This is a genomic window from Actinomadura darangshiensis (assembly GCF_004349235.1).
Taxonomy (GTDB): Bacteria; Actinomycetota; Actinomycetes; order Streptosporangiales; family Streptosporangiaceae; genus Spirillospora; species Spirillospora darangshiensis.
Window position 1 is genome coordinate 1 of the sequence record NZ_SMKY01000046.1, and the last position, 26,962, is coordinate 26,962.

A 26,962-nucleotide genomic window follows, 5' to 3' on the forward strand; every position below is an offset into this window, starting at 1 on the left:
GGGCTTGGGTGGGGATGTCCAGGCGGGCGTGCCGCTCGCGTTCGCCGAGAAGCCAGAGCAGGACGTCCTCGGATGTGGGGCGGGCCTTCGGGTCCTTGTGGAGGCAGGCGGCGGCGACGTCGGCGAGCGGGCTCGGCAGGGCGGCCAGGTCGGGCGTCTCGTGGAGGATCCGGTACATCACGGTGGGCAGCGGGCCGCCGGCGAACGGGTCGCGGCCGGTGGCGGCGAACAGCAGGGTCGCGGCCCAGGCGAACAGGTCGGTGGACGGCCCGACGCGCCCGGAGAACTGCTCGGGCGCCATGTAGGCGGGGGTCCCGACGACCTGGCTGGTCATCGTGGCGCCCGTGTCGAACGCGCGGGCGATGCCGAAGTCGATCACGCGCGGCCCGTCCGGGCCCATCAGGACGTTCTGCGGCTTGAAGTCGCGGTGCACGATGTTCGCGCGGTGGATCGCCGACAGCGCCGTCACCGAGCTGATCGCGAGCCGGTCGAGGTCGGCGCCCTCGCGGGGCCCCTCCTCCTGGACGAGGGCGCGCAGCGACGGCCCGGGCACGTACTCGCTGACGATGTAGGGGCGGTCGCCCGCCGTGTCGGCGGCGAGCATCTGCGCGGTGCAGAACCCGGCGACCCGCTCCAGCAGGGCCAGCTCGCGCACGAACCGCTCCCGCGCGTCCGCGTCTGCGATCAGCTTGCCGTGCAGGAGCTTGACCGCGACGCGCGACGGCCCCGGGCCCGGCGCCGCCGGGCGGCCGAGGTACACCACGCCCTGGCCGCCGGCGCCGATGCGGCCGAGCAGTTCCCAGCCGCCGAGGCGCGCCGGATCGGCCGCGGTGAGGGGAACCGGACCCGCCATTCGTACCCCCGCGAAAAATTCGTCCATTCCGGCGGGCACAAAACCGCTCCGCCCGGCATCGAAGAGTATAGGTTCGGCGAGCCCGAAGCGGGGGAAGAGGCATGCTGAAGATCCGTTCGACAATTGCACGGTACCGGGCTTGCGCGGTGCCGCTGGCGGGGTCGGCCGCGGCCCTCGCGGTGGCGGCGGGCACGCTGTCGGGCTGCGGGGACGCGGGCGCCACCATCACGCGGCTGACGGTCGGATCGCCCGGTCCGGAGCCGTACACGCTGGTGGCCGACACCGACAAGGCGAACGTGAAGGAGCGGCCGCGGGCGGGCGGGACGAAGGACGGCGACTCGCCCGGCCTGTACGGCGGGACGCGCCGGGCGTCGACCTGCGACCGGCGGAAACTCGTCGCGTTCCTGCAGGCCAACCCGGACAAGGCGCGCGCGTGGGCGGGCGTGCAGGGCATCCCGGTGAGCGACATCCCGCGGTATGTGTCGCGGCTGACGCCGGTGCTGCTGCGCACCGACACGCTCGTCACCAACCACGGGTACCGGGACGGGAAGGCGACGAGCGGACCCGCCGTCCTGCAGGCCGGAATGGGCGTTTTGATCAATGGTTACGGTGTGCCCGCGGTTAAGTGCAATTGTGGCAATCCCTTGACCCGGCCGGAGAAAAAGATCTCCACCCGGAACGCGTCCTACGATGGCCGGTCCTGGCCGGGATTCGAGAAGGCGAATGTGACCCGGATCCGCCCGCGGGATTCGCGGAAGGGGACGATCACGACCTTCGTCCTCGTCGATCCGGAGGGCACCATGGGGTTCGAGCGGCCGCGCGCCACCGGCGGCCCGGAGGACGGCCCGCCCACCGGGCTGCCGTCGACCGAGACGGAGGTGCCGTCGAGCGACTCGCCGTCGCCGTCCGACTCCGGCCTGGAGTCCCCCGGCACCGAGTCCCCGGGCACCGAATCGCCCGGTCTGGAGACGCCTGGGACGGAATCGCCCGGCACACCCGGGCCGGAGACGCCCGATCCGCAGCTCTCCCCCGCATCACCGGGCGTGACGCCGCAGGAGCGGGGTAGGGGCACCGGCGGGATGCGGCCGGGCGACGGCCCGCCGAGCCCGATCTCGCTGCCGCCGTCCGAGGAGCCGGCCCCGGCCGTCACCTGAACGGGCATGCGATAGATTGTTCATATGAGCAGTGCTTCAGACGTTGTGGCCGCGGCCGGCCCCGCGGAGGTGCCCGCCGACGCGTGCGCCGTCCGCGTGGTCGACGCCGAGAAGGTCGCCGCCGTCTCCGCGTCCCTGCCGGGCGCGGAGACGATCGCGGACCTGGCGCAGGTGTTCGGGCTGCTGTCCGACCCCGGCCGGCTGCGGGTGATCACCGCGCTGCTCGAAGGGGGAGAGATGTGCGTGTGCGACATCGCCGCGGCCTGCGGGCACTCGGAGTCGGCGGTCTCGCACGCGCTGCGCCTGCTGCGCGCCAACCGCGTCGTCCGGGTCCGCCGGGCCGGCCGGATGGCCTACTACCGGCTGGACGACTCGCACGTCCGGCTGCTGCTCGATCTCGCCCTCACCCACGTCGGCCACGGGGAGGAAGGCACATGACCGGGGAGGACGCGCCGGCCGGGCACGGCCACGGCCACGGGCACGCCGTCTCGGCGGGCGCCGACCGGCGGCTGCTGACCGCCGCGCTCGCGCTGATCCTCGCCTACATGTCGGGCGAGGTGGTGATCGGGTTCGCCGCCGGGTCGCTGGCGCTGATCACCGACGCCGCGCACATGATGACGGACGCCTTCGCGATCGCGCTGGCGCTGGTGGCGATGCGGATCGCCGTGCGCCCGCCGAAGGGCGGCTACACCTTCGGCCTGCGCCGCGCCGAGATCCTGTCGGCGCAGCTGAACGGGCTGACGCTGATCCTGCTCGCGGTCTACTTCGTGTACGAGGGCGTCCGGCGGCTGGTCGACCCGCCCGCCGTCGAGGGCCAGTTCGTCTTCTGGACGGCCGTCGCGGGCATCGCCGTCAACATCGCCGCGACCGTGCTGATCAGCCGCGCCGACCGGCGCAGCCTGAACGTCGAGGGCGCGTTCCAGCACATCCTCAACGACCTGTTCGCGTTCATCTCCACCGCGGTCGCCGGCCTCGTCGTGTGGACGACGGGCTTCGCCCGCGCCGACGCGATCGCCTCCCTGGTGGTGGCCGCGCTGATGTTCAAGGCCGGGTACGGGCTGCTGCGGGACGCGGGCCGGGTGCTCATGGAGGCCGCGCCCGCCGGCATCGACCCGTCCGAGCTGGGCGCCCGGCTCGCCGGGCGCCCCTGCGTCGAGGAGGTCCACGACCTGCACGTGTGGGAGGTCAGCTCCGGCTACCCGGCGCTGTCTGCGCACGTGCTCGTCGACACCCAGGGCGACTGCCACGCCGTCCGCCGCGACCTTCAGGAACTGCTGCGCGACTCGTACGGGATCACGCACACGACCCTGGAGGTCGACCACGTGGACGACCCGTCCGGCGGGCACGGCCACTGCGACGACGCGCACGGCCCCCGCCATGTGGCGGAGGCCGGCGAGCCCCACGATCACGCGGGCACCGCCCCCTGCGACCACTGACAGCGGGCTAGGTGGTGCAGGTGGCGTTGTTGACCTTGAAGGTGGACGGGGCCGGGTTGGTGCCGCCGCTCGACGCGTTGAACCCGATCGTCACCGAGCCGCCCGGTTCGATGGCCTTGTTCCAGTCGAGGCCGCGGGCGGTGACGTTCGCGCCGTCCTGCGCCCAGGTGGCGTTCCAGCCCTGGGCGACGCGCTGGTCGGCGGCGAACGCGAACCCGAGCGTCCAGCCGGAGAGGGGTGAGGTGCCGGTGTTGGTGACCGTGACCTGCGCGGTGAATCCGCTCCCCCACTGGCTCTGCACCTTGTAGGCGACCTCGCACGCCGGCGCGGCCGGGCCGTCGTCCGCGGGGATCTCGACCAGCGTGATCGAGGACGCGGGGAACGTCGAGCTGAACCCGTCCGAGCCGACGGTGACGTCGGGGGCGTGGACGATCGACGACTGGTCGGCGCCGCTGTAGCGGTAGACGTGGCCGGCGGCCGAGCCCGACCGCCCGGCGACCGACACCGTGCTGGTCAGGTCGTCGGTCAGCGACTTGTTCACGATCATCAGCGTGAGCGCCTTGTCGGCGGAGCGCTGCGCCGCGTACACGGCGAGCTTCCCCTGGTCGGCGCTCTTCGCGCTGACCGACGTGTCGCCGAAGGACGCCCCTGCGCCGTCGTAGTTCCGGTACATGCGGAACGCGTACGCGCCCGGGTCCGCCGAGCCCGGCGGCGCCCACAGGGTGGCCAGGTCGAGTCCCTCGCGTCCGAAGATGCCGAGGACGTCGGCCTCCGCCAGGGCGCCGTTGACGTGGCCGAGCGCACCCCAGTTGTACTCGGTGACGGCGAGCTTGGTGCCCGGGTAGTTCGCGTTCACCAGATCGCGCATGCGCGGGATGTACTGGATCGGCTGGTCGATCCAGCTCTCGTCCGTGTACGTGGGGTCCCAGAGCTGCCGGGTGGAGCGCAGCCGCAGCTCCTGGGTCGCCGCGTCGCCGGCCTCGCCGAGCGCGACGCCGCTCTGCTGCGGGTAGAGGTGCTCGTCGAAGTAGTCGAGGATCCGCTTGCCGTGCTGGTCCTCGTACGCCTTCATCTGCCGCAGGTACCAGTCGGCGAACGCGACGCCGCCGTGCGCGGCGCGGTCCGGCGGGTTCGACCAGCAGTCGCCGCCCTCGCGGTCGCAGGTCTGCTTGTCCAGGCCCGACATCGTGAGCGACTGGTAGCCCCAGCCGACCGGGCCGAGCGTCTTGGCGCCCGGGTCGGCGGCCTTCACGGCGGACGCGATCGCGTACGTCTGGTCGCGCATCTCGTCGTAGCCGGCGCCCTCCGGGTGGACGTCCCGGTGGGTGGCGTGCCACAGGTCGGGCTCGTTGTCCAGGTTGTAGAACCGGACACCGCCGCCGTCCGCCGTGCCGTACTTGCCGGTCAGGTGGGACAGCCAGTCGGTGACGTACCGCGGCCCGGCCGGGACGCTGGTGTCGGCCGGGTCGTTGCCGGTGACGTTCGAGCCGTCCGGCTTGACGCCGTTGCCGCAGTCGGGGCGCCATTCGGTGTCGGCGCCCTGCTGCGGCCCGTACTTCTCGATGCCGAACCCGCAGGTGTAGTCGCGGGCCTTCGGCGTCCAGCCGATGAGCGGGACGGACAGGATCGTGTCGGTGCCGGTGCGCCGGTCCTGTTCGGTGAACTGGTCGGTCTCGGACCCGTCGGGCAGCGCCGCGGGGTCCGGCGCCGGGCCCGGCACGTTCTCGAAATACCAGTCCGAGCCGCGGTTCGTCTCGTCGTACAGGTAGTTGTAGCGGGTCGTCGCGTTGCCGCCCCACCGCCGGACGGGGAGGTTCAGCTCCTTGGCGAGATCCTCCCCGGCGAAGTTCATCCCGTAGATGTAGGGGCTGATCGTGTGCCGGGACGCGCCCGGGTCGACGGTCAGCGCGGGGCCGTCCGCGGCCTGTGCGGCGGGCGCGGCCCACGGCAGGAGCGCGGCGGCCAGCGCCGCGGCGAGCAGTGCCTTCGTCCGTGCCACGTCACACCTCGCACGCCTGGTCGTTGACGTCGAACGCCGTCGGCGTCCCGGACGTGCCGGTCGCCTGGAACCCGACCGTGAGCGAGGCGCCGGGCGCGATGGCGGCATTCCAGCTCAGGCTCTCGGCGCTCACGTCGGCGCCGCTCTGGGTCCAGGTCGCGCTCCACCCCTGGCTGACCTTCTGGCCGCCGGGGAAGGCGAACTCCAGCGTCCAGCCGTTCAGCGCCGACGAGCCGCTGTTGGTGATGGTCACCTGGGCGGTGAAGCCGTCCGCCCAGGTGTTCTGCACCTTGTAGGCGACCTTGCAGGACGTCTCCGGCGGCGTCCCGGGGTCGCCGTCGCCCGGGTCGCCGCCCGGGTCGCCGGCGCCGAGCAGGTACGGGTCGAGGTACGCCTGCTTCGCCGTGTTCACGGTCGTCCAGTCGTCGTTAAGGATGCCGCCCGTGTCACCGGAGTTGGGGTTCCACGACCAGTACGTGAAGGACATCCCGCTCGTGCCCGTGCCGAGGTAGTCCATCAGGGTGCGCAGCCAGGTCTGGTCGCGCGGGTCGCGCAGCGTGGTGCCGAACTCGCCGAGCAGGACGGGCGCGACGTTGTTCTTGTAGAGGTAGCCCCAGTTCTTGTCCCAGATCCCGGCCAGGTTGGACGGGAAGGACGGGTCGTCGAACCACGGCTGCGGGTACACCGACGTCGCGTAGTCGTGCGCGGAGTAGACGAGCCGGTTCGGGACGTCCAGCCGCACGGGGGCCGCCGCGGCGCCCTGCAGGTTGCCGCCCCACCAGTAGTTGTCGCCGCTGTAGTCGTTGACGCCCTCGACGATGATCAGCCAGTTCGAGTTGACGGCGAGGATCGCGTTGCCGGCCCGCTCGGCGGCGAGCCGCCAGTCCGTCGCCTGGTCGCCGCAGCCCCAGCAGGCCGGGGAGTGCGGCTCGTTGTGCAGGTCGGCGCCGATGACGGTGGTGTTGCCCGCGTAGTGCCGGGCGAGCATCGTCCAGTCGGAGATCCACCGCGACTCGGGATAGGCGCCCGTGTACCAGAGCGCGGACTGCCCGCCGGAGTCCGGGCGGTGCCGGTCGAGGACGACCTTCAGCCCGAGCTGCCCCGCATACCCGATGATCTTGTCGAGGACGCCGAGGCCGTCCAGGCCCTGCAGGTCCGGGTTCTTGGTGTAGTCGATGCTGTTCGGCGTGCTGCCGGCGTCGAAGAGCTGGCTGCTGTAGGGCAGCCGCAGCGTGTTGTACCGCAGGCTCTTGATCTGGTCGAGCATGTCCTTGTAGCCGCGCGACCAGAGGCCGTGCGGCGAGTAGTTGGACGTCTCGGCGCCGAACCAGTTGATGCCCGTCATCCGCACCGGCTGCCCGCCGGAGTCGAGCAGCTGACGGCCGCTGGTGTGCCAGTACCCGCTGCCGGCGGCGGCGTGGGCCGGCCTCGGCGTGCCCGGCACGAACGCCAGCGCCACCAGCGCGGCCAGGGCGAGCAGGATGAGGCGGCTGCGTCTCGCGATCGCGGTCATGGTCGTTCTCCTCTTCCGGGACGTCAGCGCGCCGCGCGGGTAATGGCCGGGGCGCCGGGTGCGGAGCCGGTGCCCTGGATGCCGAAGCTCGCCGAGCCGTGCGCGGGGACGGCGCCGTCGTGGTCCGCGTTCACGGCGTGGCCGGCGCCGCCGACCGTGACGGAGAACGAGTTCGTCGCCAGCCCCGCCCCGCCCTGCCAGATCTCGAAGCCGGCCTCGGCGTCGATGAGGTACCACGCGTTCTCGATGTAGCCGCGGGACACGGCGTCTCCGGTGATGGCCCGCAGGTCGAGCCCGCTGACCGAAGCGGTGCCGTCCGTGCGCACGTAGGCGATGTAGTTCCAGTTCATCCGGCTGTACCAGACGTCCCAGGTCGCACCGGCGATCTGGACGCCGCTCGCGACCCGCGTCCCGGCCGGCTGCACGCCGCCGCGGTGGTTCAGCCAGACCATCACCTCGGCGCCGTCCGGGTCGGTCTCGGTGCTCGGGTGACTGTCGTACCAGAGGTCGTACGACACGTTGTACGAGCCCGAGCCCGGCTGCGTCGTGCTCCAGTCGCTCGTGACCGACGGCATCGACCCGACCTGCACCGGGAAGCCGCTGCCGGAGGTGCACTGGCCCCAATGGCAGCCTTTGAACAGCGACGGGTACGCGGCCGGGGCGCCGCTGGTCGAGTTGCCGTGCCCGGACGAGTCGACCGTGAACGACGTCCCGTCCACGGTGATGCACTGCGGGGTGCTCGCGCCCCAGATGTTGTTCTGCGCGATGTACTCGCCGCCGTTGACGGGTGTCGAGTCGGTGGCACCGCACAGCCGGGTCGCCGCGGACGCGGGTGCCATGAAGGGGACGGGGATCGCCAGCAGGGCCGCGGCGAGGACGGCACAGCTCTTGAGACGCGCTTTCATGCGGGGTCCTCATTCGGTCGAGTGGGAGCGCTCCCAAAGTCGCGGCGCCCACCCCGCCTGTCAAGGTCGGAGCCGCGCGTCCCGCGCTGACCAGCGGCCTCGCATGAAAACTGCTGAAACGCCTACGCGAGGCCGAACAGCTTGGCCGGGCCGTGCCAGCACACGGACCGCATCCAGTCGTCGCCCAGGTCGAGGGCCGCGAGGGACTCCAGCTGGTGCGCGTACTCGTACGGGATGTTGGGGAAGTCGGTGCCGAGCAGGATGCGGCCGTCCAGGCCGAGGTCGCGCAGCCGGGGCAGGAGCGCGTCCGGGAACGCGGCCAGCGCCGCGAAGCGGGTGAAGACCATCGTCGTGTCGAGGTGGACGCGCTCGTACCGGTCGGCGAGGGCGAAGAAGCCGTCGAACTCCGGCGCGCCCAGGTGCGCGACGATGGCGGTGAGGCCCGGGTGCCGGGCGAGGACGTCGCCGAACGGGCCCGGACCGGTGTAGCCGTTGGCGACCGGGCCCGAGCCGGCGTGGACGAGCGCGGGGACCCCGGCGTCGGCGAGCATCCCCCACACCTCGTCCAGCTCCTTGGCGCGGGGGTCGAACCCGCCGACCTGGAGGTGGACCTTGAAGACCCGGGTGCCGCCGTCGAGGGCGCGGCGCACGTAGTCCGCGACGCCGGGCTCGGGGAAGAACGTTGCGGTCTGGAGGCATTCGGGGACGCGGGCGGCGAACTGGGCCGTCCAGTCGTTCAGCGACTCGGCCATGCCGGGCCGGTGCGGGTAGGTGAGCGAGGTGAACGCGCGGACGCCGAGGCCGCGCAGGAACGCCAGGCGCTCCTCCTCCGAGTCCCGGTACCGGATGGGCCACTCGGTGCCGATCAGCGGACCGGCCTCGTCGAAGTACCCCCAGACCGCGCTCATCAGCCGCTGCGGCATGAAGTGGACGTGGACGTCGATGATCCCGGGCAGCCCGAGGGCCCGCCAGAACGAGGCGACTGCAGAATCAGAATGAGGTTCGGCCACGCCCCGACCCTAGCCGGGCGTCAGGTGATCTCCGCGAGCAGGGCGGGCAGCGCGGCCCTCAGCTCGCGCCGCCAGTACGGCCACGTGTGCGTGCCCCGGTAGAAGTGCGTCGAGACCGGGATACCGAGCTTCTGCAGCTTGCCGGCGAACTCCCGCGAGACGGTGTGCGCGAGCGCCTCCAGCACGTCCGCTCCGGGAACCGGGTCGAAGGGGCCCGCCGTGCCGTCGCCCGCGCTGACGTGCACGCGGACGCCGGCAAGCCGGTCCGCGAGGTCGTACGGGTTGTGCTGCCGCCACACGACGCGCTGCTCGTCGGGGTCGCCCCACACGTCCGTCCAGTCGGCGGACGGCGCGCCGATCGCGACGCCCAGTTCCACGAGGTCGGCGACGTCCAGTCCGGCCGGGTCGCGGTGCAGCGTGTGGACGGGCCCGCTGAACGAGGCCGCCGCCCGGAACAGGCCGCGGTGCCGGGCCGCGTACGCCAGCGCGCCGAGCCCGCCCATCGCCTGCCCGGCGACGGCGCGGTCCGGCCCGGCGCGGTATCCGCGTTCCAGGATCTGCCGGAGTTCGGCCAGATGAAAGGTCTCCCACTTCGGCGCGCCGCCGTCGCCGCGATTCCACCAGTCGGTGTAATTTCCGCACGGGCCGCCGTCCGGCATGACGACGATCACATCGGCGTGCTCGGTCAGTTCCTCGATGTCGCTGTGGTCGCTCCACGCGGTGTGGCCGTCCCGGCCGGCGCCGGCCCCGTGCAGGAGCCAGAGCACCGGCCAGGTGCGGGAGACTTCCCGCGACCAGCCGGGCGGCAGCAGGAGGCGGGCGTGCGCGACGCGGTCCAGGACGGGGGAACGAACGGCCAGGTCGAGGACGCGGCGGCGCGGGCGGCGCTCGCCGACCACCGTCGCGCCGTCGTCGGCGGGGGCGCCGGGCGGCGCCGTGCCGCCCGCCGCGATGGACGCCGTGACCCCGGCGACCAGCACGACGAATCCCGCTCCGGCCAGGCCGCGCAACCCCATGTTCCCGCCCGTCATTCAGATGTGCTCACTTGTCAGGATTCCCCCTGACGGCGATGTTTCAACGCTGTGTAAACGGTTTATAAAATGTCGGGCCGGGAGTTCCGGTCCGGTGTTCCTTGTAGGGTGACGCGGACGAAGGGGGCGACCGGTCGAGATGCGGAGCGTCCAGATGCGGAGCAAGGCGGAGCTGGAATCGGCGATCGCGGGCGGCGGGCGCGCGGTGCTGGTGATCAACTCCCGTTCGCGGCGGGGCCGCCGGCTGTACGGCACGGCCCGGCGGCTGCTGCGCGAGTCGGGCCTTGAGTTCCCGCACGTCTTCCCGGTGACCGACCCGACCCGGCTGCGCGAGCTGTTCACCGACGTGCTGGCACTGGAACCCGACCTCGTCGTGGTCGGCGGCGGGGACGGCACGGTCGCCGAGGCCGTCGGGCACCTGGCGCACCGCGACATCGCGCTCGGCGTGCTGCCGCTCGGCACCACCAACAACTTCGCCCGCAGCCTGGAGCTGCCGCTCGACCTGGCGGGCGCGGTCACGACGCTCGCCGTCGGCCGGCCGGGCGCGGGGAAGGTCGCGGACGTCGACGTCGGCTGGTTCGAGTCGACCGGCGACCCGCAGGGCGAGGGGCCGGGCGCCGACCGCGAGCACATCTTCGCGAACATGGTCAGCCTCGGCCTGTCGGTCGAGGTCGCCGGGCACGTCCCGCACACGCTGAAGCGGTTCGTCGGGCGTCCCGCGTACGCGCTGACGGCGGCGCGGCTGCTGCCCCGGCACGAGGCGTTCACCGCCCGCGTCACGATCGACGGCGAGGTGCGGGAGCTGGCTACCCACCAGCTGAACATCGCCAACGGCGCGCACCACAGCGGGCAGCGGATCGCCCGCGACGCCAGCCCCGACGACCGGCTGCTGGCCGTCTACCGGCTGGGCGACGAGCGGCGGCTGCGGCTGGCCTCGGCGACGGCCCGGCACGTCCTCACCGGCCAGTGGCGGTCACTGGAGGAGGACGCGTTCCTCACCACCGCGCAGGTCGAGATCGAGACCGACCCGCCGATGCGGGTGGACGTGGACGGCGAGATCCGCGGCCGCACCCCCGTGTCGATCAAGCTGCGCGGCAACGCGCTGCGGGTGATCGTCCCGCAGGCGTTCCTCGACACCTGACACCGCGCCGCCGGTCAGCTCCGCTCGTCCGCCATGACGTAGGCGCCGCCCTCCAGGCGGCCGATCAGGGCGAGCGTCCACGCCGTGGCGGAGTCGGCGGAGTGGACCCACCAGCCGAGCAGCTCGCGCAGGTGGTCGGACGGGTCCTGCTCGTCCAGGTGCGGGGCGACCTCCGCGCGCCAGCCGGCCAGGCCGTCCAGCCGCTCGCGCAGCAGCCCGATCGCCTCGGCGCGCGGCAGCTCGGTGAGGAACCCGAGCCCCGCCGTCAGCATCTCCGGATGCCGGACGTCGACCGCGGCGAAGGCGCAGCGCAGCAGCCGGAGGAACTCGGCCCGGCCGGCGTCGGTGATCTCGTAGTCGGTGTGCGGCGGCCCGGCGTCGCTCTCCTCCACCTCGTGGGCGCGCAGCAGGCCCTCCTTGGCCAGCTGCTTGAGCGCGTGGTAGATCGAGCCGGGGTTCACGTGGGCCCACTCGTCCGACCCCCACGAGATCAGCTCGCGGCGGACCTCGTAGCCGTGCGCCCGCCCGAACCGCCGCACCCCGCCGAGCACCAGCAGCCGCGTCGTCGACATCCTCTCCCCCTGATCGCGAACAAACCTGTTCAGGGTAGAGGCTCCGGTCGGCGGCGCGCGGCAACCTCACCGCTTAAGGTCGGCGAGATCCTCCGGGGTGAGCGTCAGCCGCGCGGCGGCCAGGTTCTCCTCCAGGTGGTCCGGGGAGCCGGTGCCGGGGATGGCGAGCAGCACGGGCGAGAGGGCGAGCAGGCCCGCGAGGAGCACCTGCGGGACGGTCGCGCCGCGCCGGGCGGCGATCGCGTTGACGACGGCGTCGTCGGGGATGCCGAACCCGCCGAGCGGGAAGTACGGCGCGTAGCCGATGTGCTCGCGCTCGCAGACCGCCAGGAGTTCGGCGTCCTGCGGCTGCGTCACGTCGAACCGGTTCTGGACGGCGGCGACCGGCGCGATCGTCCTCGCCTCGTCGAGCTGCGCCCGGCTGATGTGGCTCAGCCCGAGGTGGCGGATGAGGCCCTCTTCGCGGAGGCCGGCGAGGACCTCGAAGCGCTCGCCGATCGGCTCGTCCGAGGGGTCCTCCATGCCGCCCGGACGCAGGTAGACGAGGTCGAGCCGGTCGCGGCCCAGCTCGGTGAGGTTGCGCTCCACTTCGGCGCGCAGCTGCGACGCCTTGAGCTGGCCGGACGGGATCGGGTCGTCCGGCCCCCGGTACGGGCCCACCTTCGTGGCGACGACCAGGCCGGACGGGTACGGGCTGAGCGCCGCGCGGATCATCTCGTTCGCCGCCGCGCCGTCCTGGTGGTAGTAGAACGCGGCGGTGTCGATGTGGTCGACGCCCAGCTCGACGGCCCGGCGCAGGATCTTCAGGCCGGTGTCGCGGTCGTTGGGCGGTCCGTCGAGGGAGCTCACGGGCAGCCGCATCGCGCCGAAGCCCATCCGCTTGATGCGCAGGTCGCCGCCGAGATCGAAGTTCTGTGTCATGCGGTCCACTGTGCTGCGGGCCGGCGTCCTGGACGAGCCGGTGGCAGCTTGCTGCCACCGGCCACGTGGCAGACTGGACACCGATGAGCGTCGATCTGGACCGGAACGTCGTGCTTCGCGGTGAGGCGGAGCTGGTCGAGCGCGCCGGGCGGCTGTTCCTCGCGAGCGAGGAGTTCGCCTGCGCCGCGACCGACATGAACACGTGGGCGCTGCCCGGATACCGGGAGCGGATCGTCGCCGAGCGGCACCGGAACCGCGCCGGGCCGGCCACCTACAAGCTGCACAACCCGGCGGCGCTCGCGGACGAGGAGTCCGAGCGGCACCTGGTGGAGATCGCGAAGGCGGGGGCCCAGGTGCGGATCTGCCCGACCCCGCTCCCGCACGAGACGATCATCGTGGACCGCAGGGCCGCGATCCTCGCGGGCCCGGCGGTGGGGGGCGTCCGCGAGTACACGGTCGTCCGGTCGCCGGGCGTGGTGAAGGGCGTCGTCTCGCTGTTCTGGGCGACCTGGGAGACCTCGATCGAGCTGGCCGACTACCGGCGCGACCGGCCGCCGGCGCTGAGCGAGGAGAGCCGGCGCATCCTGCGGCTGCTCGCCGGCGGGCTGAAGGACGAGGCGGCGGCGCGGCAGCTCGGCATGTCGCTGCGCACCTACCGGCGCCGCGTCGCGGAGATCCTCACGCTGCTGGACGCCGGCTCCCGGTTCCAGGCGGGCCTGCGCGCCCAGGAGTTCGGCCTGATCGGCTGACGGGGGTCAGCCGCCGGCCAGCGGGACGAGCTTGACGAACACCAGGTCGGGGTCGCCGGTGAGGTCGATCTCCTCGTCGAGGTCCTCGACCTGGCGGTCGCCCGCGAGCACGAAGAAGCCGTTGCTCAGGAACGCGCGCTCGGCGATGCCGGCCTGCCGCTCCCAGTCGAGGCGGCGGGGTTCGCGGAGCCGGTAGCCGTTCAGCTCCGCCTCGGCGTCGTCGGGCCGGACCAGGCCGCTGAACCGGTCGGACGGGCGGGCGTTGTGCCGGGCGACCTCCTCGCGGACCCGGAGCCTGATCAGCTCCCGGACGGTCATCCGGTCCGGGAGCCCGGCGACCTGGAACTCGGCGACGGCCGCGCCGGTCGCCGTCTCGTCCTTGAACTTCACGGCGGGCATCAGGCACCTCGCTCGATCTGCGTGCGGATGGACTCGTCGTCGATCCTGTCGTCGGCGACGAGAAGGAACGCCTTGCTGAGGATGAGGGAGAGCCGCTCGTCCTCGAACGGGAGGAAGACCGTGGCGCCCGTCTTGCGGCGCTCCGGGACGATGCAGAGGAACGCGTCGTCCGGCTCCATGACGATGTTGGCCGACCCGAGGTGGATTCTGTAGGTGCGCAGCTCGCCCTTGACGACCAGGTAGCGGCCGTCGATCGTGCAGCGGTCGGCGATCTTCGTGCGGGGCAGGATGCGCCGCAGGGCGTCCTTTCGGGTCTGCGTGGATTCGCCGAGGTCCGCGTACCACTCGCGCATCCAGTACTCGTGGGCTTCGCCGTCCTCCCACATGGGGTCGGCGGCGATCGAGGTGACGCCGACGAACAGGTCGACGTCGCGCATGGCCTCGCTGAGCACCAGCGGCGGGACGCGGGCGAGCGGCGCCTCTCGCCAGGCGCCGTCGTCGCGGCGGTCGAAGGCGACCCGGTTCGTCCCGGCGATCTCGTCCTCGCCCTGCCAGTCGGCCAGGACGTGGGAGAACCTGACCCGCCACTCCCCCGCCGCGAGCGTCCGAGCCGCCTCGTCGGTGCTTCCGCCGTCCCAGGGGCCGAGCAGGCTGCTCGTCCAGCCGCGGGCCCGGAACAGCGCGAACATCCGCCGGTAGTGGACGAGGTGCGCGGCGAACCGGTTGGAGTAGGTCCCGGTCTCCTCCTCGGCCGGGGTGAGGAGGTAGATCTCGCGGAACGCCTGCTTGAACGGCTGCCGGATCCGCCGGTCGACGAGCAGGTCGCGCCAGGCGCGCACCTCGTCCGGCCGCGACCTGATCGGGTGCCACAGCCGGACGGGCGCGTCGTCGGCGGCGTCCGGCAGTTCGCCGGCCTCCGGGAGGACGGTCTGCCAGGTGCCGGGCTCGACCTCGATCTGCCAGATGAGGGTGCGCACGGCCGGAGCGGCGATCGGATGGTGCAGGAGGGTGTCGCGCCATCGGCCGAACGGGTGCGTGGCCTCGACGGTGAAGCCGCCCTCCAGCGCCCGCGCGAGGGTGACGAGCTGGGCGTTAACGCGTTTGACGAGGTCGCGCAGCTCCTTGACCTCGTCCTTGTGGTCGCGGCGGACGGCCGCGGGCACGCCCTTCAGGGCCTTGCCGTCCTTCTCGAAGGTCAGCTCGGCCTTGCCCGTGACGGTGACGACGGCCGTGTGGCCGCCGAGTTCCCGGCGGAGGACGCCGCCGGGACCGAAGCCGAGGCCGGGGAGGCGGAGCGCGACCTCGGTCCGCTCGGCGAGGGCCGCCTCGACCTTCTTGAGCATCTTGTCGAGCTGCTTGGGCACCCCGGCGTGCCGGACGTTCTGCCGGACGGTCCGGATCGTGGCGACCAGCTCGGGGATCGGAAAGTCCTGCGCGGCCCGGACGACCTCGTACAGAAGCGCCTGCGAGGGCAGCGTCTTGGCCTCGGTCGGGGCGACCGAGACGTCGGGAAGGAGCCGGTCGAAGAGGGCGGGGAGCCACGGCTCGTCCCGCAGCAGCAGGAGGCGCGCGGCGCGGCCGAGAGTCACGGCCTCGCCGGAGGTGAACGCCTTGTCGGCCCGGTACGGGACCTCTCCGCGTTGGACCGCGCGTGCCCGGTCGGCCGCCTGTTCCAGGGTCCGGCGGGCGAACCGGGCGTAGGCGGGAATGGCGGCGAGGCGTTCCCACGCGTCCGCGAGGGGAGGCGGGCTGGTGTACGAGCCGCCGTGGTCGAGTTCGGTCAGCAGCACCCGCTCCGCTGGGGCGAGGCCGAGGATGACGTCGAGTTCGTCGAGCGCGAACGAGCCGGCCTTGTTCTCGCGCAGCCGTTCGGCCACCAGGTGCAGGACGTCCTCGCCCGCCAGCCCAGCGATCGCCAGCAGCGCGAACGGCTGACCGAGGCGGTCGTCACCGAGCAGGAAGTCGACCAGGGTGCGGGCCTGGGCGGCGACATCCGGCCACGGGCCCGTGCAGCGGAGCAGCGAGCCCGCGCCGAGGGTCAGGTCCGCCCATTGGCGCTGGGGCAGGCCGTCGACGAGCGCCTCGAACATCCGCTCGCACGCCTCCGGGGTGTAGCGGGGCTGCCGCTCTTTGGCCTCGCCTTCCACCATGAAACGTGCGGAGGTCGAGACATACCCCTCTGCTCGGCCCAGGCCGTAGGCGACGGGCATGAGGGTGCCGAGATCCCGGTCGGAGAGCTGCGGCAGGTCGGCGTACCGGGCGCGGAGGTGCTCGTCCTCCGGGGCCGGGTCGGTCATGGCGCGCAGGAGGCGGGCGGCCAGGTCCATCAGGCGCCCCTCGTGATCTGCCCCAGCACGGCCTCGTCGGTGATCTTGTGGTCGGCGGCCAGCAGGAACGCGGTGCCGAGGATCTGCGTGAGCCGCTCGTCCTCGAACGGCAGGAACAGGCCCTTGCGCCCCAGCCGCCGGGACGGCTCGACGTGCAGCCTGTCGTCGCCGGGCTCCATGAGGACGCCGCCGGAGTCCAGATGGATCTTGTAGGTGCGCAGCCCGCCGCGGACGACGAGGAACCGGCCGTCGACCGAGAAGCGGTCGGCGATCCGCGTGCCGGGCAGGATGCGGCGCAGCGTGTCGCCGCGGATCCCGGCGGTCGCGGAGAGCTCGCCGAACGGCTCCTGCGCCGCGATCGAGGTGACGCGGACGAACAGGGCGACCTCCCGCGTCCCCTCGCTGAACACCAGCGGCGGCACGTCCGCGGGCGGCGTCTCGCGCCAGCGCCCGGCGATCCGCCGCTCGAACCGGACCAGCTCGGGCCCGTGGTGGCAGCTGACCCGCCAGGCGCCCTCGGCGAAGACGCGCCGGACCTCGCCGTCGAAGCAGCCGCAGCGCAGCTCCGGCCCGGCCTCGGGAGGCCCGAGCCGGAACGTCTCCCGGAACGCCTGCTTGAACGACTGCGTCATCCGGTTGCCGGTCACGAACCCGCGCCAGGCCCGGACCGCGCCGGGGAGCGCCCGCGCCGGATGCCACAGCCGAACGCGCGCCCCGGCGGACGGGACGGGCAGCGCCCGGCCGTCCACGGTCACCAGCACGCCCTCGCCGGGGGTGGCGCCGTGCCAGCGCCCGTCCGGCGTCTCGAACTCCCAGATCAGGCCGCGCGCGACCATGCCGGTGACCGGATGGTCGCGGTAGTGGTGGCACCACTCCCCGAACGGCCAGGTGCGCTCCACCGCCATCAGCGCCTCGACCCGGGTGCGCTCCGCGGCGAGCGTCGCCCGGACCCGCTTCACCAGCGTCTTCAGCTCCTTGACCGGCGCGGCGAACGGCCCCCGCAGCGCGCCCGGCACGGTCGGCAGCGGGCGGCCGTCCGCGCCGATGAACGTGAGCCGGACGGTCAGCGGGTCGGTGACGGCGAGGACCGCCTGGTAGCCGCCGATGTCGCGGGCGAGCGAGCCGTCCCGGCCGAGGCCGTGCGCGGGCACGCCGCGCTCGACGAGCTGCGCCGGGGTGATGCCGCGCCGCCCGGCCGCCGCCTCGATCGCCGTCCGGATCTGCCGGCCGAGGACCGGGTCGCGGACGTCCCGGCTCAGCCCGCGCAGCACGTCCAGGGCGCGCGGGTCGGCGAACTCGCCGAGCGCGTTGACCGCCCCGCCCGCCAGCTTCACCGCGGGCGCGAACTCGCGGGTCACCCCGGCGGCGCGGCGCGCGATGACGTCCAGCAGCGGGATCACGCCGGGGTCGCCGACGAGCGCGGCGGCCCAGACCCGGCCGCGGGCCCCCGGCTCGTCGCGCAGGGACGGGTCCGAGAACGGCCGCCCGGCGGCGAGCCGCGCGTCCTTCGTCGCGTACCAGCGCACCCGGTCCAGGACCTCGCCGCGCGCGACGGGGTCGTCCAGGAGTTCCAGCGTGCGGCGGCGCCACGTGCGCGTCGGCCGTGGTGCGTTGAGCGCGTCCAGGTGCGCCCTGAGGTCGTCGGACATGAGGTGATCTTTCCAGAAGGCGGCGCCGGGTCCGGGCGTTTCAGGTGATCACAGGCGTGATCTGGTGCCGGATCGCGGGGTCGGTGATCTTGTGGTCGGCGGCGAGCAGGAACGCCTTGCTGAGGATGAGGGAGAGCCGCTCATCCTCGAACGGCAGGTACAGCGCGCTCTGGTTCCGGCCGCGCGCCTGGACGATGCAGAGATACGAGTCGTCCGGTTCCATCAGGATATTGGCCGAGCCGAGGTGGATCCTGTAGGTGCGCAGCTCGCCGCGGACCACCAGGTAGCGGCCGTCGAGCGAGCAGCGGTCGGCGATCTTCGTGCGGGGCAGGATGCGCTCCAGCGCCGCGCGGCGGACCTCGGCGTTCGCGGTCAGCTCGCCGAACGTCGTCCGCCGCCAGTAGGCGGTGTACCTGTCCTCGCCCCGGTCGGCCCAGTCCGCGTCGGCGGCGATCGAGGTGACGCCGACGAACAGGTCGACGTCGCGCATCGCCTCGCTGAACACGACCGGCGGGACGTCCGCGACGGGCGCCTCCCGCCAGTGGCGGCCCTGCCCGCGCTCGAAGCGGACCTGGTCGGTCGTGGCGTGCTCGGGCGCCCAGTCGGCGTCGTCCGCCGGGTCGTGGTAGAAGCAGGCCCGCCATTCGCCGCCGCCGTACTCGCCGCGCGCCTCGCCGTTGTAGCCGCTCTCGTAGCGGCCGAGGAAGTTGGCCTGCCAGCCGCGCTCCTTGAACAGCGCGTAGAGCCGCCGGTAGTGGACGATGTGCGCGGCGAACCGGTTGGAGTAGGTCCCGGTCTCCTCCTCGGCCGGGGTGAGGAGGTAGATCTCGCGGAACGCCTGCTTGAACGGCTGCCGGATCCGCTGGTCGGCGACGCGTGCCCGCCACTCCTGTATCTCGTCCACCGTGGCCCGGATGGGATGCCAGAGCCGCACCCGCACGGGCTTCCCGCCGGGGGCCATCTCGGCGTGCCAGGCGCCGTTCTCGTCCTCGAACTCCCAGATGAGGCCGCGGACGATGACGCCGGTGACCGGGTGGTCGCGGTAGTGCTCGCGCCATTCGCCGTAGGGCCAGACCCGGTCGTCGGACATGAGGCCCTCGATGCGCGCCCGCTCGTTCGAGAGCGTTGCCCGCACTTCCTTGGCCAGGGCCTTCAGTTCTTTCAGCTCGCCGGGGAAGCCGTCCTTGACCGCGGCCGGAGCCGTCCGGGCGGGCTTGCCGTTCGCGCCGGTGAAGGTGAGCCGCACGGTCGCCGCGTCCTCGACGGCGACTCGCGCGGTGTGGTCGCCGAGCGTCCGCTCCACCGAGCCGTCCGGCCGCAGGCCGTGCGCGGGGACGGTGCGCTCGATGAGCTGCGCCCGCGTGATGCCCTGCCGCTCGGCCGCCGCCTGGAGCGCGGTGTCGAGCTGCTTCCGCAGCGCCCGGTTCCTGATCTTCGCCTGGAGCCGCCACAGCGCCTCCAGCGCACCCGGATCCTCGACCGCCCCGAGCGCGTTGATCGCCGCGCCCGCGAGCTTGAGGTCCTCGTAGAGATCCTCGCCGGGCACGCCGGTGCGCAGGGCGAGCGCACGCAGGTGCGGCACCGCCGCCCCGCCGCCCGTCAACGCCGCCGCCCAGACGATGCCTCGCGCCACGTCCCCGTGGTTCTGGTGGACGAGGTAGTGGTAGTGGTACACGTCGCTGACCCAGTCGGCGTGCGGGCCGTGCTCCTTCGTGCACAGGGGCTCGTCTTCCGCGAGCGCACGCAGGCATGCGGCGACGGGTTCGCGCGCCGAGGCCGCTTCGGCGAGCGACACGCACGCCCGGCGCCACTTCTGCGAAGGGCGCGGCCCCGACAGGTTCGCCAGGTGCCGGACGAACCGGGCCATTTCCAGCGTCGATGCCGGCTTCGTGCGGTCGCGCAGCGGAGCGGCCCACATGCCGTGCACGGGAAGCAGCCCGTCGGGGACGTACGCCTCATCGACGCTTTCCAGCAGGGCCAGCAAGTGCCGGGCGACCGGTCCGCGGAATCCGACCGGGACATCGGCCTTCGCGAACGTACGGTCGACGCGCTTCAGCCTCGGCGCGAGTTCGCGGAGGCCGTCGGCGTCGAGCCGCTTGGCGGCGGCCAGCGCGACGTCGAGGGCCTCGGCGAACCGGAAGCCGCCGTCCTTGGACTCGCAGGCGCGCACCAGCATCACCGCGACCTCGCCGGGCGTCCAGCCGTCCGCCCGCGACGCCAGGCCGTGGGCCGGCGTGCGGTACTCCCAGGTGGAGTACTCGTCGAAGCCGGTGCGGAGCATGATCGCCAGGGCGGCGGCCCTGGCGTCCGCGCTCCCGCGTCCGTCGAGGTGGAGGCGGATCTCGCTCGCACTCGCGGACTTCTCCAGCAGGGCGAGGAGCCCGCGGGACCTGTCCAGGGCGGCGAGGCGGATGCCGTCCAGGCCGTCGTTCTTGCGGTAGCCGGCGGCCAGGGTGTCGTAGCGCATGGCGGGATCGTGACAGGGGTGACTGACACTCCAGGGTCACCTACTCTCGGGAGGTATCCGCAACAGAATCGGATTCGGGACGGCCAATGGCGCACAGCGTGGTGATCATCGGAAGCGGGTTCGGCGGAATCGGGATGGCGGTCCGGCTGCGGCAGGCCGGCGTCCACGACGTGGTGGTCCTGGAGAAGGCGGACGGGCTCGGCGGCACCTGGCGGGACAACACCTACCCGGGCGCGGCCTGCGACGTCCCGTCCCACCTGTACTCGTTCTCGTTCGAGCGCAAGACGGACTGGTCGCGCCGGTTCCCGCCGCAGCCGGAGATCCTCGAATACCTGTGGCACTGCGCCCGCAAGTACCGGGTGCTGGACAAGATCCGGTTCGGGACCGAGGTCACCGAGGCGCGGTTCGACGAGGCCGCCGCGCTCTGGCGGATCTCCACGACGGCCGGCGAGCTGGACGCGCGGGTGCTGGTCTCGGCGTGCGGGCAGCTCAACCGGCCCGAGCTGCCGCCGATCGAGGGGCGCGAGTCGTTCGCGGGGCCCTCGTTCCACTCGTCCCGCTGGGACCACGGCACCGGCCTGCGGGGCAGGCGGGTCGCGGTGGTCGGGACGGGGGCGAGCGCGATCCAGATCGTCCCGGAGATCGCGAAGGAGGCGGCGGAGCTGCGACTGTTCCAGCGGTCCGCGCCGTACGTGATCGACAAGCCGGACAAGCCGTACCGGGCGTGGGAGCGGGCCGCGCTGAAGACCGTCCCGGGCCTGTACGCGCTCAGCCGGGCCCGCGTCTACGCGCTGTTCGAGACGCGCGCCCTCGGGTTCATCAAGTACCCGAAGCTGATGGGGCTCATGGAGCGCGGCTTCCGCCGGCACCTGGAGGAGCAGGTCGCCGACCCCGGGCTGCGCGCCGAGCTCGTCCCCGGGTACCGGATGGGGTGCAAGCGGATCCTGCTGTCCGGCGACTACTATCCGGCGCTCACCAGGCCGAACGTCGAGCTGGTCACCGACCCGATCGAGCGCGTGACGCCGGCCGGGATCAGGGCGGCGGGCCGCACGCACGAGGCGGACGTCATCGTGTACGCGACCGGGTTCCGCTCCACCGAGTTCCTCTCCCCCATGAAGATCGCCGGACGGGACGGGCGGGAGCTGAACGAGGCGTGGCGGGACGGCGCGCAGGCGCACCTCGGCATCACCGTCAGCGGCTTCCCGAACCTGTTCCTGCTGTACGGGCCGTACACCAACCTGGGGCACAACTCGATCATCTACATGCTGGAGTCGCAGATCCGGTACGTGCTCGGCTGCGTCCGGGCGCTGCGCGACGCCGGGCTCGACTGGATCGACGTGCGGGCGGAGGTGCAGGACGCGTTCACCCTCGACATGCGGGAGCGGATGCGGACCACCGTGTGGGAGGCGGGCTGCCAGAGCTGGTACATGACGGCTGACGGCAAGGTCGTCAACAACTGGCCCGGGTACACCTTCGCCTACCGGAACGCGACCCGGCGCCCCGACCCGCGGGATTTCCGCGCGCGGCGTGCTACCGCCCGGTAGCCGGGGCGGCCTAGGCTCGGTGCCATGCCGACCGCCTTCATCACCGGTGCGACCGCGGGGATCGGTGCCGCCTTCGCCCGCCGGCTCGCCTCCGACGGGTTCGACCTGGTCCTGCTCGCGCGCGACGCCGAGCGGCTGGAGCGCACCGCCGCCGGACTGCGCGACACGTACGCGGTGCACGCCGAGGTGCTGCCCGCCGACCTGTCCGCCGAGGAGGGGCTGGCGGCGGCCGAGGAGCGCGTCCGCAAGGACGTCGACCTGCTGGTCAACAACGCGGGGTTCGGCAACAGGGGCGTGTTCCTGGACGTCCCTGTTGCCGACGAGCTGACCATGCTGAAGGTGCACTGCGAGGCCGTGCTGCGGCTCACGCACGCCGCGCTGCCCGGAATGCTGGAGCGCGGCCGGGGCGCCGTCGTCAACGTCTCGTCCGCCGCGGCGTTCGCGACGCGCGGCACGTACGGGGCGTCCAAGGCGTGGGTGGTGAACTTCAGCCAGGGCGTCGCGGCCGACATCAAGAAGCGGTCGCGAGGCCGGGTCCGGGTGATGGCGCTCTGCCCCGGCTACGTGCACACCGAGTTCCACGAGCGCGCCCAGATGGACATGTCGGACGTCCCGGGCTTCATGTGGCTGGACAAGGACGACGTCGTGGACGCCGCCCTCCGCGACCTGCGGCGCGGCGTGCAGGTCAGCATCCCGAGCCCGCAGTACAAGGCCCTCGTCGGCGTCAGCCGCCTCCTCCCCCGCGCGCTGGTCGCCCGCGTGTCGTCGACTACGGGCCGTAAATACGATTGATCAACCTGTCAAGGGTCACGGTCTTGTCACGCGCGGTACGACAGGGCAGGGTTGGCGTTCGAGCCGCTTCGCCGGCGCGCCGAACGGCTCTTCCCACCCCCGTCCGCCGAAGGGTCCCACCCGATGGGTCACGACCTGGGCTATGCCGCCCTCGCGCTGATCGCGACCACCGTCTACTACATCGCCTTCCTCGTCTTCCGGATCTCCGCGCGCCGAATGGAGCCGCTGCGCGGCAGCCGCCCGTTCCGGGTGGCCCGGCTCATGCTGACGAGCCCGGTGTGGCTCGGCGGCGGGCTCCTGCTGTTCCTCGGCCTCGGCTACGAGGTCGTGGCGTTCTCCGCGGTGTCGCTCGCCGTCGCCCAGCCGATCTTCGCCGTCAGCCTGGTGTTCCTCGTCGCGTTCGCGGTGCGCTTCCTCGGCGAGCGGCTGAGCGTCCGGGAGTGGGCGAGCGTCGCCCTGTTCGTCCTCGCCACGATGCTGATCGGGCTGTCCGCCACGTCCGAGGGCGACCTGCATGCCGACGCCACCCTCACCGGGACGCTGACCGACCCGTGGATGATGATCGCCGTGTGCGCGCCCGCGGTCGTCGTCGCGGCGCTGGTGTGGCTGGTCGGCGACCGCCGCACCGGCGGCCGGCACGCCCGCAAGCTCGCCGGGGTCGCCTACGGCATCGGCGCGGGAGCGTGCGCCGGGCTCGCCGAGGCCGGCATCCGCGGCATCTCGATCCGCTACGAGGACACCGGGAGCGTCCGGGCGGTGCTGGAGTCCCCCTACCCGTACCTGACCCTCGGCCTCGCCGCCATCGCGCTCGGCCAGCTGCAGATCGCGCTGCAGCGCTGCCGGGTCGCGATCGTCGCGGTCGTGCTGACCGTCATCGGCCGCTCGTACCTGATCGTCAGCAGCAGCGTGCTGTTCGACGAGCAGTGGCCGCGCGACGACGGGGCGTTCGCCCTGCGCACCGGCGGCTTCATGCTGGCGCTGGCCGCGCTGGTGCTGTTCCCCCGCTACGAGGAGCCGGCCGCGCCGGAGCCGGAACCGGCCGCCGGGAAGGGCGTGCGGACCGTCCCTTGATCGCTTACATTGCCGCAATGGCCTCCACCCGCCGCCGGGCCCTCGGCACGGCACTGTTCGCCGCCTCGCTGCTGCTCGCCCTGTTCGCCGCGCCCGCCAACGCCATCGTCGGCGGGGCCCCTGCGCAGACCGCGAAGTATCCGTGGCTGGCCGCCGTCGGATCGCCGGTCTTCTTCGTCCGGCCGTCCGGCCAGTTCTGCGGCGGCGTGCTCATCAAGGCGGACGAGATCCTCACCGCGGGCCACTGCGTCTCGATGTTCCGCGCGGTGCCGGGCATCCTCACGGCCACCTTCGGCCGGGACGAGCTGACCGGCGGCGCGGGCGAGACGGTCGCGGTGAAGTCCGTGCGCATCCATCCGGAGTACAGGGAGACGTCGTTCAAGGACGAGACCGTGGGCCACCACGACCTCGCCGTCCTGACGCTCGCGCGGCCCGTGCACCGCCCCACGGCGGCCCTCGGCTCGCCCGGTTCCGCGCGCACGGGACAGATCGCCGGCTGGGGGTTCACGTCCGAGAACGACCTGTTCAACACGCGTTTGCGGGCGGCGGACGTGCCGCTGCCCGGGGACGCGGCGTGCAAGCGCGCCTACGGTGACTCGTTCGACCCGTCCGACATGCTGTGCGCGGGGTCGGACAAGGCGGACTCCTGCCAGTTCGACAGCGGCGGCCCGCTCATCGCGCGCGGACGCGTCGCCGCACTCGTCTCCTGGGGCTACGGCTGCGGCAAACCCGGCTACCCCGGTGTCTACGCGAAGCTCGACTCCCTGCCCTGACGCGCCATTGCCGCCGCCCCCGCCCGCCTGGATGCTGGTCGTATGCGGGTGCTGGTGACGGGGGCGGCGGGATACATCGGATACGCGGTCGGGCGGCGGCTGGTCGCGGCCGGGCACGAGGTGGACGGCCTCGTCCGGCGGGCCGCGGACGTGCCGGACGGGGTGCGTCCCGTCCACGGCGACCTGCTCGTCCCGGACGGGCTGCCGCGCGGCCCCTACGACGGCGTGTGCCATCTCGCGGCGCTCACCCGCGTCCGCGAGTCGTTCGACGCGCCGCTGCGCTACTTCACCGCCAACGTCCAGGGCACGGTGAACCTGCTGGAGGCGGTCGGCGCGGACCGGGTCGTGCTCGGGTCGACGGCCGCCGTGTACGGGACGCCGGAGCGGCAGCCGATCCCGGAGACCGAGGGCACGGCGCCCGCGAGCCCCTACGGGGCGTCGAAGCTGGCCGCCGAGCAGGCCGTCCGGTTCCATGCCCGGACGGGCGCGGCCGGCGCCGTCGTCCTGCGCACCTTCAACGTCGCCGGGTCGGTGGACGGACGGCCCGACCCGGACGAGACCCGGCTGATCCCGAAGGCCCTCGCCGTCGCCGCCGGGCGCGCCCCGCACCTGGAGGTCAACGGCGACGGCCTGGCGGTCCGGGAGTACCTGCACGTGGACGACCTGGCCGCCGCCTACGTCCGTGCGCTGGAGGCGGTCCGCCCCGGCGAGGACCGCGTCTACAACGTCGGCACCGGCGTCGGGACGGCGGTGCACGAGGTCGTCGCCGCCGTCGAGAAGGTCACCGGCCGGCCGGTGCCGGCCCGCCGCCGCCCGGCCCGCCCGGAGGCTCCGGTGCTGGTCTGCGACGCCGCCGCGATCCGGGCCGGGCTCGGCTGGCGGCCGGGCAAGTCCGCGCTGCCGGAGATCATCGCCGCCTCGTGGAACGCCCTGACTTGCGCGGACGGCTAAACTCGCCCGCGTGTCCGAGCCGAAGTTCGAAGTCCAGATGCTGCACGACCGGGTCATGATCAAGGTCGAGAAGGACAGCGGGGAGCGCCGCAGCACCGGCGGGATCGTGATCCCCGCGACGGTCGAGGAGGCGAACCGCCTCGTGTGGGGCGAGGTCTGCGGGGTCGGCCACCACGTGCGGATCGTCAAGGCGGGCGACCGCGTCCTGTTCCACCCCGGCGACCAGTACGAGGTCGAGATCCAGGGCGAGAACTACCTCGTCATGCGGGAACGCGACCTGCACGCCATCGCCAGCGAGCGTCCCGAGCACGGCACCGGCCTCTATCTCTGACCTCGGGGATCGTCAGGCGGGCCGGGCCGGGCTCACCTCCTGCCGGTGGACGACCACGTCGTACCACTGGCGCAGGGTCCCGCCCGACATGTACGAGCCCGGGCCCGTGTGCGCCAGGCCGCGGGTCCTGATCGGGGCGTCCAGCCAGCGGCGGACCGGCGGCGGGGCGGGGCTCCGCAGGTCGAGGACGAACTGCGCGGTGCGGACGCCGCCGAAGGGGCGCTCGAACCAGTCCGGCGCCGGCCGCGGCATGTCGACGGCCGGGTTCCCCTCGCCGACGGACACCTTCCCGTGGTCGAAGGTGAAGCCGATCGACCGGTATCCCGTCCCGTACCAGCGGCGCAGGTACGTCCCGGCGCTGGCGAAGCGCATCTCCGGGTCGGGGCCGACGATGCGCAGCCTCGGGGCCACGGCGGTGTGCGGGCTCGCCGCCCAATAGGCGATCTTGTCGCCGCTGTACCGGCGCCACCACTTCAGGTTCCCGGCGGCGTGGGCGTCCCGGTAGGAGTGCTGGTCGGTCTCCGGGAGGCTGTAGTGCTCGTAGAACGACACGATCTGCCGGGCGTTGTGGAGTGCCAGCGCGTGCGCGCGGTCTCCCTTGCGGTGCGGTAGCCCCTCGACGAGCTCGTACAACCGGTGGGCGTGGCGGATGTACCGGTCCTTGTCGTCCGCCGCCCCGTAGAAGGCGGCCCATTCCCACATGTCCGCGATGCGGGGCTCGACGACGTCCAGGTGCCGCTGGAGTTCGGGCAGCCGCTCCGGGGCGGTCGCGGCGACGTAGGACTTGACGGCCTCGTACTCCGCGGGACCCGTCAGGAAGTACTCCACCCCGACGAAGCGCACCTTGTCGCTCCGGCCGGTGTTGAAGCCGCGGAGCCAGCGCAGCACGTCGGCCACCTCGCGCGTCTGGTACTGCGGGAGCATGTCGCGCATGATCGCGTCCAGGTCTCCCTGGCCGGTGCGGATGTAGCGGTCGATGCGCAGGCCCGTGGTCCAGTTCTCCTCCCAGGCGACGGAGCGGAAGCCCATCCGCTCGACGAGCAGGCGGAGCGTCCGGTGCTTGAGCAGGGTCTCCTCGGCCGCGCCGTGCACCGACTCGCCGAGCCCGACGACGGTCGCGTTCCCGATCGACCGCCTCACCGGCGCCTGGTCGTCGAGCGGCGCCGAGGGGTCGACCGTGCGCAATGGCTCCGCGTTCTGTCCGGCCCAGACCGTCACCGGTTCCGTCCGTGGCTGAGCGTTGGCGGCGGGCGCACCTGCCAGCACGGCACCGGCACCGACGGCGGGCGCGAGCAGCAGCAGCGATCGTGAGGTCCAGCGGAGTTTCGTCATGGTCTTCTCCTTGTCGTGGAGAAGCACGATCGCTCCTGTGTT

General features: G+C 72.9%; 24 protein-coding genes. 11 read left to right on the forward strand and 13 right to left on the reverse strand.

What is annotated here, in order from left to right:
* The coding region (locus E1293_RS13150) for a serine/threonine-protein kinase (protein WP_132197425.1) at nucleotides 1–853 on the reverse strand (853 nt) is incomplete at its 3' end.
* Between the two features lie 101 nt (nucleotides 854–954).
* Between E1293_RS13150 and E1293_RS13155 the strand changes: the two genes are divergently transcribed.
* Genes E1293_RS13155 through E1293_RS13165 form a run of 3 tightly spaced genes read left to right on the forward strand, consistent with a single transcriptional unit; the run spans nucleotide 955 to nucleotide 3,443 of the window.
* Nucleotides 955–2,007, forward strand: coding sequence for a DUF6777 domain-containing protein (locus E1293_RS13155; RefSeq protein WP_132197427.1), 1,053 nt, complete (start codon nucleotides 955–957; stop codon nucleotides 2,005–2,007).
* 24 nt (nucleotides 2,008–2,031) lie between these two features.
* Nucleotides 2,032–2,445, forward strand: a complete 414-nt coding sequence (locus tag E1293_RS13160) for an ArsR/SmtB family transcription factor (RefSeq protein ID WP_132197429.1) — start codon at nucleotides 2,032–2,034, stop codon at nucleotides 2,443–2,445.
* Nucleotides 2,442–3,443, forward strand: coding sequence for a cation diffusion facilitator family transporter (locus E1293_RS13165; RefSeq protein WP_132197431.1), 1,002 nt, complete (start codon nucleotides 2,442–2,444; stop codon nucleotides 3,441–3,443). The genes E1293_RS13160 and E1293_RS13165 overlap by 4 nt, the downstream gene beginning before the upstream one ends.
* A 7-nt stretch (nucleotides 3,444–3,450) precedes the next feature.
* Here the strand turns inward: E1293_RS13165 and E1293_RS13170 are convergent, their stop codons facing one another.
* The 5 genes from E1293_RS13170 to E1293_RS13190 all read right to left on the reverse strand — a co-directional run bounded on the left by E1293_RS13170 (nucleotide 3,451) and on the right by E1293_RS13190 (nucleotide 9,901).
* Nucleotides 3,451–5,442 (reverse strand): glycoside hydrolase family 44 protein, encoded by a 1,992-nt coding sequence (locus tag E1293_RS13170; protein ID WP_207938831.1) that lies wholly within the window; start codon nucleotides 5,440–5,442, stop codon nucleotides 3,451–3,453.
* 1 nt (nucleotide 5,443) lies between these two features.
* A complete protein-coding gene (locus tag E1293_RS13175; protein WP_132197435.1) occupies nucleotides 5,444–6,955 on the reverse strand; it encodes a cellulase family glycosylhydrolase in 1,512 nt (503 codons plus the stop codon).
* A gap of 23 nt (nucleotides 6,956–6,978) precedes the next feature.
* Entirely contained in the window at nucleotides 6,979–7,860 is an 882-nt protein-coding gene (locus E1293_RS13180; RefSeq protein WP_132197437.1) for a GH12 family glycosyl hydrolase domain-containing protein, read from the reverse strand.
* Nucleotides 7,861–7,982: 122 nt separating this feature from the next.
* On the reverse strand, nucleotides 7,983–8,870 hold the full coding sequence (locus E1293_RS13185; RefSeq protein WP_132197439.1) for an amidohydrolase family protein: 888 nt from the start codon (nucleotides 8,868–8,870) through the stop codon (nucleotides 7,983–7,985).
* A 20-nt stretch (nucleotides 8,871–8,890) separates the two neighbouring features.
* On the reverse strand, nucleotides 8,891–9,901 hold the full coding sequence (locus E1293_RS13190; RefSeq protein WP_132197441.1) for an alpha/beta hydrolase: 1,011 nt from the start codon (nucleotides 9,899–9,901) through the stop codon (nucleotides 8,891–8,893).
* Between the two features lie 154 nt (nucleotides 9,902–10,055).
* Here E1293_RS13190 and E1293_RS13195 point away from each other — a divergent pair, with 154 nt between their 5' ends.
* Nucleotides 10,056–11,042, forward strand: coding sequence for a diacylglycerol/lipid kinase family protein (locus E1293_RS13195; protein WP_132197443.1), 987 nt, complete (start codon nucleotides 10,056–10,058; stop codon nucleotides 11,040–11,042).
* Between the two features lie 14 nt (nucleotides 11,043–11,056).
* On the opposite strand, the gene E1293_RS13200 is transcribed toward E1293_RS13195, so the two are convergent.
* On the reverse strand, nucleotides 11,057–11,614 hold the full coding sequence (locus tag E1293_RS13200; protein ID WP_132197445.1) for a PadR family transcriptional regulator: 558 nt from the start codon (nucleotides 11,612–11,614) through the stop codon (nucleotides 11,057–11,059).
* A 66-nt stretch (nucleotides 11,615–11,680) separates the two neighbouring features.
* Nucleotides 11,681–12,535 (reverse strand): aldo/keto reductase, encoded by an 855-nt coding sequence (locus tag E1293_RS13205; RefSeq protein WP_132197447.1) that lies wholly within the window; start codon nucleotides 12,533–12,535, stop codon nucleotides 11,681–11,683.
* 83 nt (nucleotides 12,536–12,618) lie between these two features.
* Here E1293_RS13205 and E1293_RS13210 point away from each other — a divergent pair, with 83 nt between their 5' ends.
* Nucleotides 12,619–13,284: a helix-turn-helix domain-containing protein gene (locus E1293_RS13210; protein ID WP_132197449.1), complete on the forward strand. Its 666-nt coding sequence runs from the start codon at nucleotides 12,619–12,621 to the stop codon at nucleotides 13,282–13,284.
* Between the two features lie 6 nt (nucleotides 13,285–13,290).
* On the opposite strand, the gene E1293_RS13215 is transcribed toward E1293_RS13210, so the two are convergent.
* The 4 genes from E1293_RS13215 to E1293_RS13235 are packed head-to-tail and all read right to left on the reverse strand — an operon-like array spanning nucleotide 13,291 to nucleotide 20,126.
* Nucleotides 13,291–13,683, reverse strand: a complete 393-nt coding sequence (locus tag E1293_RS13215) for a hypothetical protein (RefSeq protein ID WP_132197451.1) — start codon at nucleotides 13,681–13,683, stop codon at nucleotides 13,291–13,293.
* Nucleotides 13,683–16,010 (reverse strand): DUF4132 domain-containing protein, encoded by a 2,328-nt coding sequence (locus E1293_RS47385; RefSeq protein ID WP_165978195.1) that lies wholly within the window; start codon nucleotides 16,008–16,010, stop codon nucleotides 13,683–13,685. Before E1293_RS47385 ends, E1293_RS13215 begins: the two co-directional genes overlap by 1 nt.
* A complete protein-coding gene (locus E1293_RS13230) occupies nucleotides 16,010–17,659 on the reverse strand; it encodes a DUF4132 domain-containing protein (protein WP_132197455.1) in 1,650 nt (549 codons plus the stop codon). The genes E1293_RS47385 and E1293_RS13230 overlap by 1 nt, the downstream gene beginning before the upstream one ends.
* A 40-nt stretch (nucleotides 17,660–17,699) precedes the next feature.
* A complete protein-coding gene (locus E1293_RS13235) occupies nucleotides 17,700–20,126 on the reverse strand; it encodes a DUF4132 domain-containing protein (RefSeq protein WP_132197457.1) in 2,427 nt (808 codons plus the stop codon).
* A gap of 86 nt (nucleotides 20,127–20,212) precedes the next feature.
* On the opposite strand from E1293_RS13235, the gene E1293_RS13240 reads away from it, so the two are divergent.
* The 6 genes from E1293_RS13240 to E1293_RS13265 all read left to right on the forward strand — a co-directional run bounded on the left by E1293_RS13240 (nucleotide 20,213) and on the right by E1293_RS13265 (nucleotide 25,588).
* Entirely contained in the window at nucleotides 20,213–21,670 is a 1,458-nt protein-coding gene (locus E1293_RS13240; RefSeq protein WP_132197459.1) for a flavin-containing monooxygenase, read from the forward strand.
* Between the two features lie 24 nt (nucleotides 21,671–21,694).
* On the forward strand, nucleotides 21,695–22,462 hold the full coding sequence (locus E1293_RS13245; RefSeq protein WP_132197461.1) for an SDR family NAD(P)-dependent oxidoreductase: 768 nt from the start codon (nucleotides 21,695–21,697) through the stop codon (nucleotides 22,460–22,462).
* Between the two features lie 123 nt (nucleotides 22,463–22,585).
* On the forward strand, nucleotides 22,586–23,533 hold the full coding sequence (locus E1293_RS13250; RefSeq protein ID WP_132197463.1) for a DMT family transporter: 948 nt from the start codon (nucleotides 22,586–22,588) through the stop codon (nucleotides 23,531–23,533).
* Nucleotides 23,534–23,550: 17 nt separating this feature from the next.
* Nucleotides 23,551–24,306 (forward strand): serine protease, encoded by a 756-nt coding sequence (locus E1293_RS13255; protein WP_132197465.1) that lies wholly within the window; start codon nucleotides 23,551–23,553, stop codon nucleotides 24,304–24,306.
* A 42-nt stretch (nucleotides 24,307–24,348) separates the two neighbouring features.
* Nucleotides 24,349–25,257, forward strand: coding sequence for an NAD-dependent epimerase/dehydratase family protein (locus E1293_RS13260; protein WP_132197467.1), 909 nt, complete (start codon nucleotides 24,349–24,351; stop codon nucleotides 25,255–25,257).
* A 10-nt stretch (nucleotides 25,258–25,267) separates the two neighbouring features.
* Nucleotides 25,268–25,588, forward strand: a complete 321-nt coding sequence (locus E1293_RS13265; protein WP_132197469.1) for a GroES family chaperonin — start codon at nucleotides 25,268–25,270, stop codon at nucleotides 25,586–25,588.
* Between the two features lie 12 nt (nucleotides 25,589–25,600).
* On the opposite strand, the gene E1293_RS13270 is transcribed toward E1293_RS13265, so the two are convergent.
* Nucleotides 25,601–26,947, reverse strand: a complete 1,347-nt coding sequence (locus E1293_RS13270; protein WP_132197471.1) for an erythromycin esterase family protein — start codon at nucleotides 26,945–26,947, stop codon at nucleotides 25,601–25,603.
* Nucleotides 26,948–26,962: the final 15 nt, after the last annotated feature.

What these genes read in the sequence shown, in the direction of transcription:
- E1293_RS13260 (WP_132197467.1), top strand. Translation starts at nt 24,349, where the DNA reads ATGCGGGTGCTGGTGACGGGGGCGGCGGGATACATCGGATACGCGGTC.
- E1293_RS13240 (WP_132197459.1), top strand. Translation starts at nt 20,213, where the DNA reads ATGGCGCACAGCGTGGTGATCATCGGAAGCGGGTTCGGCGGAATCGGG.
- E1293_RS13210 (WP_132197449.1), top strand. Translation starts at nt 12,619, where the DNA reads ATGAGCGTCGATCTGGACCGGAACGTCGTGCTTCGCGGTGAGGCGGAG.
- E1293_RS47385 (WP_165978195.1), bottom strand. Translation starts at nt 16,010, where the DNA reads ATGGACCTGGCCGCCCGCCTCCTGCGCGCCATGACCGACCCGGCCCCG.
- E1293_RS13255 (WP_132197465.1), top strand. Translation starts at nt 23,551, where the DNA reads ATGGCCTCCACCCGCCGCCGGGCCCTCGGCACGGCACTGTTCGCCGCC.
- E1293_RS13175 (WP_132197435.1), bottom strand. Translation starts at nt 6,955, where the DNA reads ATGACCGCGATCGCGAGACGCAGCCGCCTCATCCTGCTCGCCCTGGCC.
- E1293_RS13195 (WP_132197443.1), top strand. Translation starts at nt 10,056, where the DNA reads ATGCGGAGCAAGGCGGAGCTGGAATCGGCGATCGCGGGCGGCGGGCGC.
- E1293_RS13165 (WP_132197431.1), top strand. Translation starts at nt 2,442, where the DNA reads ATGACCGGGGAGGACGCGCCGGCCGGGCACGGCCACGGCCACGGGCAC.
- E1293_RS13215 (WP_132197451.1), bottom strand. Translation starts at nt 13,683, where the DNA reads ATGCCCGCCGTGAAGTTCAAGGACGAGACGGCGACCGGCGCGGCCGTC.
- E1293_RS13160 (WP_132197429.1), top strand. Translation starts at nt 2,032, where the DNA reads ATGAGCAGTGCTTCAGACGTTGTGGCCGCGGCCGGCCCCGCGGAGGTG.
- E1293_RS13190 (WP_132197441.1), bottom strand. Translation starts at nt 9,901, where the DNA reads ATGACGGGCGGGAACATGGGGTTGCGCGGCCTGGCCGGAGCGGGATTC.
- E1293_RS13235 (WP_132197457.1), bottom strand. Translation starts at nt 20,126, where the DNA reads ATGCGCTACGACACCCTGGCCGCCGGCTACCGCAAGAACGACGGCCTG.
- E1293_RS13230 (WP_132197455.1), bottom strand. Translation starts at nt 17,659, where the DNA reads ATGTCCGACGACCTCAGGGCGCACCTGGACGCGCTCAACGCACCACGG.
- E1293_RS13250 (WP_132197463.1), top strand. Translation starts at nt 22,586, where the DNA reads ATGGGTCACGACCTGGGCTATGCCGCCCTCGCGCTGATCGCGACCACC.
- E1293_RS13180 (WP_132197437.1), bottom strand. Translation starts at nt 7,860, where the DNA reads ATGAAAGCGCGTCTCAAGAGCTGTGCCGTCCTCGCCGCGGCCCTGCTG.
- E1293_RS13200 (WP_132197445.1), bottom strand. Translation starts at nt 11,614, where the DNA reads ATGTCGACGACGCGGCTGCTGGTGCTCGGCGGGGTGCGGCGGTTCGGG.
- E1293_RS13245 (WP_132197461.1), top strand. Translation starts at nt 21,695, where the DNA reads ATGCCGACCGCCTTCATCACCGGTGCGACCGCGGGGATCGGTGCCGCC.
- E1293_RS13205 (WP_132197447.1), bottom strand. Translation starts at nt 12,535, where the DNA reads ATGACACAGAACTTCGATCTCGGCGGCGACCTGCGCATCAAGCGGATG.
- E1293_RS13155 (WP_132197427.1), top strand. Translation starts at nt 955, where the DNA reads ATGCTGAAGATCCGTTCGACAATTGCACGGTACCGGGCTTGCGCGGTG.